The 12,406-nt window shown below is 41.9% G+C and carries 13 protein-coding genes; 2 read left to right on the top strand and 11 right to left on the bottom strand.

All coding sequences use genetic code 11. The features are described 5' to 3' along the window. Positions 1-2: 2 nt before the first annotated feature. The 10 genes from ACP8HI_RS16385 to ACP8HI_RS16430 form a co-directional block, all read right to left on the bottom strand. On the bottom strand, positions 3-1,070 hold the full coding sequence (locus tag ACP8HI_RS16385; RefSeq protein WP_438351865.1) for a phosphodiester glycosidase family protein: 1,068 nt from the start codon (positions 1,068-1,070) through the stop codon (positions 3-5). 48 nt (positions 1,071-1,118) lie between these two features. Next, positions 1,119-1,979, bottom strand: a complete 861-nt coding sequence (locus tag ACP8HI_RS16390; protein ID WP_438351866.1) for a 5'-3' exonuclease — start codon at positions 1,977-1,979, stop codon at positions 1,119-1,121. A 122-nt stretch (positions 1,980-2,101) separates the two neighbouring features. Beyond that, positions 2,102-2,464 (bottom strand): arsenate reductase family protein, encoded by a 363-nt coding sequence (locus ACP8HI_RS16395; protein ID WP_438347271.1) that lies wholly within the window; start codon positions 2,462-2,464, stop codon positions 2,102-2,104. 14 nt (positions 2,465-2,478) lie between these two features. Beyond that, the gene (locus ACP8HI_RS16400) at positions 2,479-3,486 is read right to left on the bottom strand and encodes an RluA family pseudouridine synthase (protein ID WP_438347272.1); all 1,008 of its coding nucleotides are present in this window, start codon (positions 3,484-3,486) and stop codon (positions 2,479-2,481) included. Further along, positions 3,483-4,055, bottom strand: coding sequence for a cob(I)yrinic acid a,c-diamide adenosyltransferase (locus tag ACP8HI_RS16405; protein WP_438347273.1), 573 nt, complete (start codon positions 4,053-4,055; stop codon positions 3,483-3,485). The genes ACP8HI_RS16400 and ACP8HI_RS16405 overlap by 4 nt, the downstream gene beginning before the upstream one ends. Before the next feature lie 99 nt (positions 4,056-4,154). After that, complete coding sequence (locus ACP8HI_RS16410) at positions 4,155-4,415, bottom strand: aspartyl-phosphate phosphatase Spo0E family protein (RefSeq protein WP_438347274.1); 261 nt, start codon at positions 4,413-4,415, stop codon at positions 4,155-4,157. A gap of 105 nt (positions 4,416-4,520) precedes the next feature. Then, positions 4,521-5,732: an aminotransferase class I/II-fold pyridoxal phosphate-dependent enzyme gene (locus ACP8HI_RS16415; protein WP_438347275.1), complete on the bottom strand. Its 1,212-nt coding sequence runs from the start codon at positions 5,730-5,732 to the stop codon at positions 4,521-4,523. 13 nt (positions 5,733-5,745) lie between these two features. Next, positions 5,746-6,246: an Lrp/AsnC family transcriptional regulator gene (locus ACP8HI_RS16420; protein WP_438347276.1), complete on the bottom strand. Its 501-nt coding sequence runs from the start codon at positions 6,244-6,246 to the stop codon at positions 5,746-5,748. A 184-nt stretch (positions 6,247-6,430) separates the two neighbouring features. Next, positions 6,431-6,976, bottom strand: coding sequence for a hypothetical protein (locus ACP8HI_RS16425; protein ID WP_438347277.1), 546 nt, complete (start codon positions 6,974-6,976; stop codon positions 6,431-6,433). A gap of 134 nt (positions 6,977-7,110) precedes the next feature. Further along, on the bottom strand, positions 7,111-9,474 hold the full coding sequence (locus tag ACP8HI_RS16430; RefSeq protein ID WP_438347278.1) for an endonuclease MutS2: 2,364 nt from the start codon (positions 9,472-9,474) through the stop codon (positions 7,111-7,113). Positions 9,475-9,626: 152 nt separating this feature from the next. On the opposite strand from ACP8HI_RS16430, the gene ACP8HI_RS16435 reads away from it, so the two are divergent. Further along, complete coding sequence (locus ACP8HI_RS16435) at positions 9,627-9,983, top strand: phage holin family protein (protein ID WP_438347279.1); 357 nt, start codon at positions 9,627-9,629, stop codon at positions 9,981-9,983. A gap of 201 nt (positions 9,984-10,184) precedes the next feature. After that, positions 10,185-10,586: a cytochrome C oxidase subunit II gene (locus tag ACP8HI_RS16440; RefSeq protein ID WP_438347280.1), complete on the top strand. Its 402-nt coding sequence runs from the start codon at positions 10,185-10,187 to the stop codon at positions 10,584-10,586. Between the two features lie 98 nt (positions 10,587-10,684). Here ACP8HI_RS16440 and zapA read toward each other — a convergent pair whose 3' ends face one another. Next, on the bottom strand, positions 10,685-12,277 hold the full coding sequence (gene zapA, locus ACP8HI_RS16445; RefSeq protein ID WP_438347281.1) for a cell division protein ZapA: 1,593 nt from the start codon (positions 12,275-12,277) through the stop codon (positions 10,685-10,687). Positions 12,278-12,406: the final 129 nt, after the last annotated feature.

The following is a 12,406-nucleotide window of genomic DNA, read 5'->3' on the forward strand; positions in this document are numbered from 1 at the left end:
AGTTACCTATTCAGATTATTACCAAATACTAACGTATTGCTTAGTAATCGTCCAGCTGGGGTCATTACTTTCCCGCCACCATAAAGCGCCGAGGAAGCACCACCATCCAAATTCATAGCCTGTTTGGCACCTAGCTTCTGTATCACTTCGGCCCATTGTTTCATGGTTGCTCCAGAGACTGTGGCAATGATGACAGAGCCATCTGGCATAATAGCAATCCCACTGCGTGCAGCGGCACTAGTTAGAATCTTCGGATCCTTGAAGCCTTCGTTAGCAGGTGATAATGCTACCTTCCCATCTTTCACAAGCCTTGGTCCTGCTCCTACTGCTGTAATAACATCTTCCCAAGGAAGCGCTTGTCCTTTGTCATCTTGATAAGTGAGGTTTATCCCAACTTCGGCTCCAACCTCGAAGCGATCTGACATCGACTTCATTGTTCCAGTACATATAAGAACATAGCCATTCTTCGGAATAGGGACATTATCATTTACTACTTTTTTCGTCACTACTCCATTCTCCATCACCACGGCAATGCCACCCTTAAATCCCACATGACTGCCACGATCTTCTGTGTATAGGATGCTAATATTCGCATTGGGCGCTGGAGTACGGTTAATGAACGTGGCGTACCATCCGATGGGACTACCCTTTGCCCTGCTCACTGTACCTGTAAGGCTCATTCTAAGACTATCCATTAGTACGGTTCCATCAGATTTGAAACCGATTGTCGTCCCGGTGTTCCCTATATTAGCAACCTTCCCATCCACAATGAGGTTACCGTAAGGATCTGGTGGACCACTGTAAGCTTCAAAGAATGCACCGTTGATCGCAGCTTCTGCCCGATACGCTTTCACGATCGAGTTAAAGTTCTCAGTCACTCCAACATTGCCCTTAGCAAGTCCAATGCTCACTGGTGTTCCCTTCGGAATAGCAACCGTCTGTACAGTAAAGCTTTTCCCACTAACCGTTACCTTCTTCACGCCATTTTTAATCGTAGCCTTCGATGTTGCATATGAAGTATTCATATTCTCTGAAAGTAGAAAGGATAATATCATTACGATCACTAGCATTGGAATCACTATACGTCTTCTCTTTAGCTGGAATCCTAGATTTCTCACTTAGGACACCTCAAATCCCATCAATTGACAGAGGCTTTTCATTTCTAGTTCTTCAAATTTGGAAGAGACTAGATCATGATCCAATTCAAGTAGCGAACCCTCTATTGAACACGCGATGGGCACAGTGCAATGAATCTCTGCGAGTCTTCGTGATAAATGAAGCATCTCAAGATCATTCTCTATCTTAGAACGTACGCTCGAGGAAAGTTGATCTAAGTTCTCAAGAATCCCCTCGATAGAGCCATATTCCTGAATAAGCTTTGTCGCTGTCTTCTCCCCTATACCACGAACACCGGGATAGTTATCACTAGCGTCTCCCATAAGACCCTTCATATCAATGATTTGACGAGGGTGAAGCTCTTTTTCCTCGTATAAGGATTCTGGCGTATATACTTTATAATTGCCCTGTCCCTTTTTCATAATAATAACGCTTGTAGTCGGATTCACGAGTTGGAGTAAGTCATGATCCCCAGTCAATATCGTGACATTCATTTCTTGACTAATTTGAGTTGCTAAAGTTCCAATACAATCGTCCGCCTCATATCCTTGATAACTAATATTAGGAATTCCGAAACTCTCGACGACATCCTTAATCAACGCAAACTGAGGAACTAGATCATCTGGTGCCTCTGAACGATTCCCTTTATATGCTGTATATTCCTGCGCACGAAAGGTAGGGCCTCCCAGATCCCAGCAACAAATAACGTGGGAAGGATCAAAGGTCTGTACTGCATCCCAGAAATAACGTACGAACCCATAAATAGCATTCGTAGGTACGCCCGATTTCGTTCGACGAATATAACCGCTGGAAGCTGAAGCGAAATACGCTCTAAATAATAGAGCCATTCCATCAACTAGCATGATAGATTGTTGTTTATTGCTTGTCACTCTTTTACCGCTCCTTATATAGCTCTACTTCCGCTCTGATGGCGGTGATTCGAATAGTATAGTATAGCATAACTTTGAATAACCTTGTGGTCTCATCAACCGCTCCAAACATTGGCATATTGATCTTCCTTGAACCCTAAAGTCACACTCTCTCCGTTCGTTACAATAGGTCGTTTAATTAACCTGCCATTTGACGAGAGTAGTTCGATTTGTTCCTCACGGCTCATCTCACTAAGCTTGTCCTTAAGTCCCATTTCTCTATATACATCCCCGCTTACATTGAAGAATCTCTTAAGATCAAGCCCACTATTCTCCACTAATTCAGTTAACTCAGAGACGGTCGGGGGTTCCACAAAGATATCTCTGATCTCAGGTTCATGATTGTTAGCTCTTAGCCATTTCACTGCATTCCTACATGTGCTACATTTGGGATATAGATATATCAATAGTTTACTCATGTCTATTATTCCTCCTAGGTCGAACGATCAAGTAATTGATGTCGAAGTGTTGCCATATCTAATGGCATAGGTGCATTGAACGTCATCAACTCATGTAGAATCGGATGAATAAATGATAACTCATATGCATGCAAAGCTTGACGCCCTATACTCAGATCAAGATTTATGACATGATTCGTCTCACTGCAACTGTCAGCAGTTCCGTTTCCTATACGGTTATCCACCTGGTCAACATCTAACTCACGATAAATTGAATGCCGGTATAATGAGTCTCCAATCAATGGACAGCCGATAGATGTCATATGAACACGAATCTGATGAGTTCGGCCACTTTCCAACTTCAAATTCACCATGCTAGCATCATTAAATTGCTCAGTCACCCAATAACGTGTCAATGAACTATAACCTGTTGGTGTAACTATTCTGCGATGAGGATCCTCCGGATCTCTATCAATCGGACCGTCTATCATGCCTTCAGGTGAACTAGGCACACCATGAACTATTGCAACGTATTTCTTATCCACTTCGCCAGCGATCATCTGCTCAGAGATATGTTGATGCACATAGGGATTCTTCGCAATAACTAAGACACCAGTCGTTTCTCGATCTAATCTATGAACAGGTCGAAAACGATAACTTTTCCCTTGTTCAAGCCAATAATGAACGACTCCGTTCGCTAGCGTATCCGTGTAATGACCGTGCGTCGGGTGGACAATCCTACCTGCTTCTTTATTCACAACTAACAAGTGATCATCCTCAAATAAAATGTCGAAAGGAATGGGCTGCGGCAAAATATCTTCCGAAGTCTCCTGCTCCATTCTAATTTCAACCACATCTCCAATCCTTACAGGTACGCTAATATATACTCTTTCACCATTCAACATAATCCCTTGCTCGGTATATTTCAAACGTGATAATAGTTTACGGGAAACGTTCAGCTTTTTCTGCAAAATCTTTTTCAATATCCAGCCGTCTTCTTCAGGGGACACCACATGTGTAATGGGGTTATAATATTGACTCATTGTTCCGATTTGAATACCTTTTGGCTACGCACATATTCGATGTCTGCTACTTCTTTGCGTGCATTTACCGTTCTTGCAATCACGAAGAAATAATCGGATAAGCGGTTTAAATATTTACGTACATGCGGATTGATATCCTTCTCCTTGCCTAATGTAACTGTTCTGCGTTCTGCCCTACGGCACACTGTACGACAAACATGGAGAGTGGACGATAAGATATCTCCACCCGGTAGAATAAAACGCTCTAAAGTTGGATTCTCCTTCTCACAAGTATCCAGCCAAAGCTCCAAACGATCTACCAATTCGCCTCTCACTTTATATTTACTCTCGCTGAGCTTCACGAAGGCTAAATCCGAACCACAATCAAATAACTCATGTTGGATTTCTAGTAGTTGTTCCTTCAGATCGACGAATAGCTGATCTTCCCCCATCAGACTGATAGCTTGTCCTACAAAACAATTCAGTTCATCAATCGTTCCATAAGCCTCTACTTGGTTATCATCCTTGGTCACGCGCCCTCCAATAACAGAGGTCTCTCCTGTATCACCTGTTCGAGTATATACTTTCATTAGAATTCCTCCTATTCATAAGTAAGATCAATATACCATATCTAGAGATCAGCTCAAAAAAGGCTCTCATTATGACGAGCCTTTCAGGATCTGATCACTTTATTTATTGGATGAAGTCGCCCTCATATATTCATTAATCTTTAAGTCTAGCAAACTACTAATTTCGATTACAATATCAGAAGTAAAAGACTGCTCTTGAACAAACATCTGTTCCATCTGATTACGGAGCAAACAGATCTCATCCTCTAACGTAAACTCTCTTTCTGAAGAGTCAATCGTTTGGCTTGACCATTTACCACGGTTCTTTTCGGCGATATAACTTCCCCGATATGTGGGCATGTCATAATTAGCACAAAACAATTCAATTCCCTCCTTAGACAGTTTATTCTGCTCCTAGAGGCAGATTATAACATATTTTAATTTTAATAACCCTGAAATTATTCATAGTTTATTGCATTTAATAACTTAACCCTTTTTCAATTGCTCTACAAACCGACCTATTCTTTCGAGAGCCTCGGTCAATTGAGCTACTGATGTTGCGTATGAACAACGAAGGAAACCTTCGCCTCCGAGTCCAAAAACATTACCCGGAACAGCTGCTACCTTAGCCTCTACTAGTAATCTTTGTGCAAAATCATCGGATGATAGCCCTGTATCTTGGATGCTTGGAAATGCATAGAAAGCTCCCTGTGGTTCATGACAAGTCAGGCCAATATCACGGAAGCCCTGAACGATTAGACGTCTACGTTGGTTGTAAGACTCCACCATACGATCTTTCTCCTCTAAGCCATTGGTTAATGCCTCTAGAGCTGCTACTTGACCCATCACTGGGGCACACATTACCGTATACTGATGAATCTTTAGCATCGCTGCAATGAAGTCCTCATGCGCGCATACATAGCCCATCCGCCAACCTGTCATAGCAAATGCTTTAGAGAACCCACTCACTAGTAACGTTCGCTCTTTCATCCCAGGGATCGCTGCAAAGCTAACATGCTTATCATCACTATAAGTAAGCTCTGCATAAATTTCATCAGAAATAACGATGAGATCATGCTTTTCAATCACTTTAGCGATGGGAAGCCAATCCTCATAGGTCATAATCGCGCCTGTCGGATTGCTTGGATAACACAACATCAATACCTTCGATTTAGGTGTAATCTTCGCTTCCAGTGCTTCAGCAGTTAGCTTGAATCCGTTCTCAGACGTAGTCTCAATACCAATAGGAATACCTCCACCAATGGTTGTAATTGGCGAATAGGATACATAACATGGTTCTGGAATCAGTATTTCGTCACCTGGGACAATTAGTGCTCGCAATGCTAGATCTATTGCTTCACTTCCGCCTACAGTTACTAGAATCTGGTTCGAGGGTTCATATGCCACTTGGAAATTCTCATGCAAGTATTGGCCAATTGCCTCACGAAGTTCAGGTGTTCCCGCATTAGAGGTATATCCTGTACGCCCACGTTCTAAAGAGTACATGCAAGCTTCACGTACATGCCATGGTGTAACAAAATCAGGCTCCCCGACACCCAGCGTAATAATATCCTTGTTACCAGATACTAGATCGAAAAATTTCCGTATGCCCGAAGGAGCGATATCCCTGACGAGCGGTGCTAAATAGCTATCCATTGACTTATTATGTTTCTCTGCACGCTCTTCATTCAAGATCATCACGTTTACTCCTTCACGGCGAGATCATAAGTCGAGGTTCTTCTTCTTGCTCCTCGTATATAATCCCATCTTGTTTATATTTTTTTAGAATAAAATTCGTCTTTGTGGATAGAACAGAATCGATCGTGGACAACTTCTCAGTCACGAAATTTGCAACTTCTCTTAAGTTACGTCCTTCAATCTCAACAAGTAAATCATATGCCCCGGACATCAAAAAAACGGATTTCACCTGCGGATATAAATAAATACGTTCTGCAATCCCCTCGAACCCGCGCCCACGTTCAGGCGTAATCTGTACCTCAATCTGAGCTGTTACCTTCTCATCTTCAACCTTACTCCAATTCACAACAGCCGCGTATTTCACAATAACATGCTCACTTTCAAGCTCTGCTATCGCCGTTATAATTTCCACTTCATCGACACCAATAAGAGTGGCCAGTAAAGCTGGCGTCATTCTAGCATCTTCTTTCAGAAGGTCTAACACCTTCATTTCCAGTTCATTAAGTTCCTTCATAAGTTACCCTCCAGTGCTTGCTTTTTGTGGGCACTGATAATAATCAAATAATATACCCGCGAAAAAGAGATTAATACATATACTACAATATTAAAAGGTTTATGCATAGAAGAAACTATCCTCATAGCATACCCTCCAAAAAGCTAGTTGATCATGTATATGATGCAACTATATTAGTTGTGTCCTACTTACTTAATCCTTGAATAAGTCTTAAGCGATCTTCCTCACACAGCGTAGTATGAACGTGGAAACAACCCGTACATACATAGATGTCTACTGAAAATGGTGCATTCAATACAGATCCCTGTAGCGCTGGTACTACAGCCGGCTTCCAACCAGTACCTGTTATTTGCTGTTGCCCAGTAAGCAACATATATTCGTGACAATGAGGGCATTCAGGTACTTCCTCCTGATGATCTAACACCTTTTCAACCATTTCCTCGTAGTTCATTAGATCATGACTACTCTCGTATTTATCAAGCGCACGAAATGCAGGTGTCGTAGTTATCATATCTTGCTCCCAGAATGGCTGAATAGTCTGGACAGGATTCACTGGTTTATCGTAGGCTTGAGTGCTTACTTGTTCCTCTAGCTCATCCTCATCAAGATCAATGCTGAGTGTACGATATTCATTCAACTCGTTCTGGCAATGCGGACATTCCTCTTCTGGACCTAGTTCTTCATCCCATACAATTTCCGTCTGACACCATGGGCACACCGTTGTTTCCATGTCATATTCCTCCTAGCTATTCTTCAAATATATAATACCCGCCGCAAAGAAAATAATAGCGGCCACAAATAATATACGTGCCAAATTCTTCATAGGGATGATCCTCCTACTGTCTTACTTTTCAAACTTACATTTTAATGTAACTCAGCAACGGTAACACCATTTCCACCTTCTCCATAATTACCTAAACGATAACTCTTTACATGCTTATGTTTGCGAAGATAGTCTTGAATGCCCGTTCGTAATATTCCTGTACCCTTACCATGAATGATGTGGACCTGACCTAGATTACTTAAAAAAGCTTCGTCGATGAAATGATCCACCTCCATTAACGCCTCTTCTAGATTGTCTCCACGAAGATCCAATTCAGTGCGAATATTATCATCTCTAGTTCGCTTAACCATCGTTACTTGCTTCTGGATTTGTGGTTTGTCAGACTTGTTAGCACTTAACAGTTCCAAATCATCCAGACTTACTTTCATTTTCATAATACCTAATTGGACTAGCGCTTCTTTGTTACCTATCAGCTCAACAACAGTCCCCTTTTGGTTGAGACTATAAACTTTTACATCATCACCTGATTCAATCGTACGAGCTTTATTCTGAGTCTTCGCAGGGATTTTCTTCCGTTGCTTCGGTTCTGCTTCTTCTAATTGTTTGCGCGCTGCAATCAACTTATGTTCTTTCACTGAAGCTCCTTCAGCCATAGCAAGTTCACGTAGATCAGATATAATTCGTTCGGCCTCTGAGCGAGCTTTGTTGATTACTTCCTGTGCATCAAGTTCCGCTTTCTCTAATAGCTTATCACGTGACTGCTCTAGCTTCTCAAGCTCTCGTTGGTGGGTTCTTCTTAATACTTCCATCTCCATTCGAATCTTCTCAGCCTCTGCCCGTTCGTTCTCGGCGCGAAGACGATTCTCCTCAAGAGATGCAATCATATGCTCCACACGCATATCTTCCTCTTTCACTTCACCACGAGCGAAATCCAATATATTCTGCGGTAATCCCAATCGCTCTCCGATAGCAAAAGCATTACTTCTACCAGGAATACCAATCAGCAGGCGGTACGTTGGACTCAATGTGTTCACATCAAACTCCATACTCGCATTTATAAGTCCTTTGCGCTCATAGGCATAGGCTTTTAACTCACTGTAATGCGTCGTTGCAACCATTCGGCACCCGAACCGATGGATATGTTCTAGGATGGATATCGCTAGTGCTGAGCCCTCCGCAGGATCTGTCCCAGCTCCTACTTCGTCTAGAAGGATAAGACTCTTCGTAGTCATCTGCTTCAGTATACGAATAATATTAGTCATATGGCTGGAGAATGTACTCAGATTCTGCTCAATACTCTGTTCGTCCCCAATATCTGCAAAAATAGCATCAAACACACAAAGCTGACTTTCCTCCTCGGCTGGCACAAACAAACCAGACATAGCCATCAGACTCAGAAGTCCAATGGTTTTCAAAGTAACCGTCTTTCCTCCTGTATTGGGACCTGTAACGATGATGGATGTATGAGAATTACCGAGCTCTACATCTAGAGGGACCACTTGATCCAGCGGGATCAGAGGATGCCGCCCTTTTCTCAAATTTAAGTATCCACGATCGTTCATTCTTGGCATTGTCGCCTTCATCACATGTGCCAATCTCGCTTTTGCAAATATGAAATCCAGTTGTCCCACCAAATCAATATCAATAAGCAGCATTTCGGCTTGATCCCCAACAAGGGCCGTTAATTTCTGAAGAATAACTTCAATTTCACGTTCTTCCCTCATCCGTAATTCTCGCAGTTTATTGTTCATCACCACAATAACCTCTGGTTCGATGAACATTGTTGCGCCCGAACCCGATTGATCATGAACGATACCACCGAAATGAGAGCGATATTCTGCCTTCACTGGGATAACGAAGCGATCTCCTCGAATAGTAACCAGTTGATCCTGTAGCATCTTCGAAACCGTGGAGGAACGAATCATAGAGTCCAACTTCTCACGGATACGACTCTCCCCAGATCTAAGTTCTCTTCGCACTTGCCCTAGTTCTGTACTTGCAGAATCCATGACCTCAGCACTTTCATCTATACATGACTTAATCGCATCTTCAAGAACTTTCTGTTCTGAAATCCCTTCGCTAAGACTGAATAGTATTTCAACTTCTTCATCTTCGTGGATATTAGCAATGAAACGTTTAATACGTCTTGATCCATAAATAGTATTACTAACAGCAAGTAGTTCATGGGGATTCAATGTCCCTCCCAGCTGCGCTCGCTTCGTAGCTGCTGTAATATCGGTAATCCCACCGAAGGGAGGAGTCCCTTTTAATCGATCTACGGTATAAGCCTCATCTGTAGCTTTTAACAGCAACAGAACAACGTCTATATTGGTATCAGGTTTAAGTTGGTCAACAATCTGTTTTCCCATGCTTGTTTGGGTGTAACCCGAACATTTATTTAAAATCTTGCGATATTCCAACGTATGCAAAATTTTGTCGTCCAAGAATGTTCACTACTCCTTTCAATCTTGCCTTTATTATAGCCAAACCACTCCAAATTCGCTATTCGTGAATCTTTCCATACATAATGTTCCCGATAATTGCGTACAATAACTCTTGCATAACAATGAGATCATGTGTAAAGGAGGCCAAATGCATGCATTTCCTAGGTCATATCGTTAGATTCATTGTAGCTGCACTTGTGTTAATGGTTGTGGGTTGGATTGTCCCACAATTTTCTGTCGGAGGTTTCTGGAGCGCTCTTGTACTCGCTCTAGTGATCGCCTTGTTAAGTTGGGTTGTCGAGGGAATATTCGGTAAACGAATAAATCCCTTTGGTCGAGGTATCGTCGGTTTTCTGGTGAGTGCTTTGGTAATCTATATTGCCCAATTCATCGTCAGTGGGGTCAGCGTAACTTTGCTGGGCGCCCTGCTTGCAGCGTTGGTCATTGGAATTATCGACCTCTTCATTCCCGTAGCTACACCTTATGAGGCAGCGCGTGACCATCGATAAATTCCACCAAGTCGTTAGCAACCCGAATTAGCAACATCAGTTAAGCCTCTGTTTCTGAACAGGGGCTTTTCTATCTGACTACATAGCGAACTTTAACAGTTTGTTCACCAATCCTTCAAATGATCATGTGCAAACAGGGTATCTATACGTTATGATATTACTATATTTGTCACAGTATTTAGATATGGAGGAGATAAAATCATGAAAAAAGTACTTGTTTACATGATGAGTTGTGTGCTATTGATCGCCATAACTGCGTGTGGAGGGAATGATTCCTCAACAAAGTCATCAAATAACGGAGTTTCAGATACCGGGGTTGCTCCAGCCGAAGAGGTTCCAGCCCAAGAGGTTATTATTAAAGCCACAAATTATAGCTTTGACCAACAAGAGTATCGTATCAGTAAAGGTGTACCTGTGAAGATTGTGTTCGAAAATGAGGAGGGTAACCACGGTATTATGATTCCTGGATTAGACCTCCAATTGTCCACTAAGAAATCGTCCAAAGTCATCACGCCTGACGAGACAGGGGAATATGAAATTATCTGTTCCGTATTTTGCGGCACTGGGCACAGCGGTATGATATCCAAATTAATCGTCGAATAATACACTTCGATCCCTCCGCGTTTAAGAAAGTGAATACTCCTTTCTTGAAACGGGGGGATTCTCATGTATTAAAGATGTCATCTTTTGATCACGCAGTATTACTCTTGATCCTGCTCAATCAGTTCAATCCACTCGTTATATTCAGTTTGCAACTTCCTATATTCCTCACTAAGTTTGAGATGTTCTTCTTTAAGCTGCTTCTCTTGCTCTATCTTCATGTCATGCTCTACCTGTAGAAGTCGGTATTGATGAGCCATAAGCTCGAAGGACTCTCCAATATCAAGCAACTCTAAATCCACAGTTTCCTTCTCTCCCCGTAGCTCATCCCACTTCTGCTCCGTAGTTGCGATCTCCTGTTGCCAAATATCCAGTTCTTCCTTTAACTTCTGTTCATCTTGAATCCACACGGATTGTTTACTCTCAAGCTGACTATACCGCTCTTTCCAGTTCGCCAGAGAATGTTGGGCTATTTCAAGTTCCTTTAGTCGCTCTGCCTCATGGCTTCCCGCTTCGGTTACTTTAACTTGCAGAACTTTCAACAGCTGATCATTCTCTTTCTTCTCTTCTAACAACGTCAATTTCTCAGCTCTTACATCTTCAAATTGTTTCTGCGTATCACTATATGACCCTTGTACCTCTTCATACTGTAACTGAAGATGTAATAATTCATCCTCAGACATTCGCCGTCTATTCAGCTCCAGCTCAGTTTGCTCCTTCAATACGATTAGTTCATCATGAAGTAGCTTCATGCCAGATTCAAGTGTCTCATTCTGTTCGTTCGCAAGTAAGATCTGTTGCTCCAAATCAGCCATTTCTTTATTTCTTGAATCCTCCAGCATCTTCCACGATTTCACTTCTGCAAGCAATCTGTTCACTTCATCTTCAAACTTAAGAGATGAAGAAGTTTGCGCTTCGAGTGACTTTTGTATCGCTTGGCATTCCGTTTCGGATTTGGTTAGGCTTGCCTTCATCGTATTTGCTTCATTGTTTAATTTGGCAATCTTACTTTGTAAAGCATTCTCCCCAACCTTCGCTGTTTGCTCCCTTTGAACCGATTGTTTATACTTCTCATCCAATAGTGCATGAACATCTTGCTCTTCCTTCAAATCCTTCTCAGCCTGATGTAGCTTAGTCTGTAATTGATTATTACTATTTCGAAGATCTATCAGTTGCTTTTCTAAACCTTGAAGGGAGTGTTTATTCTTCTGCTCCTGATTGGCTTGATTTTGCGTTAATTGCTGATTCTTCTGTGTCTCCTGCTGTAGCAAAGACATCGTATGCTCAAGCTTCTTCTCTAATTCAGCCTTTACCCGCATAGACTCTGCTTGAAGTTCTTCTTTTTCTTTAACGATAATAGAATACTCTTCCTGTTGCTTCAGATTGTTCTCACTCTGTTCAGTACGACTCTCCTGCAGTTGAATGATCTCGGCTTTAAGTTCACTTCGCTCTCCAGTAAGCATCTTTAATTCATTGCGAACTTCCTGTGTTTGAATAGCTTCTTCAGCCATGTGGACAGCAGCGAGTACCGCGATTTTTGGCGTATCAAGTCGAGAGTGACTTTTTGAAATGCTATTCATTCGTTCATCAACATACTGTGCAATTTTTTTCATATAGTCAGAACTACTTCCGACAATTTTATAAGAGCTCCCGTAGATTTCCACGGTAACGCGAGTACGTTCGGGTAAATTCACTGTTGTTCCCTCCTTCTTATGTGAGTTACTCTTAGATGTCTGATTAACAAAGATCAATTACATAGGAAATTTAAAAAGTCATCTTTTGATCACGAAGTATACCATGAGGTCTATTCGACATCGAATATT

Origin of the sequence: Paenibacillus sp. FA6 (genome assembly GCF_051550225.1) — a bacterium.
In the GTDB taxonomy this organism is placed as follows: Bacteria; Bacillota; Bacilli; order Paenibacillales; family Paenibacillaceae; genus Paenibacillus_AQ.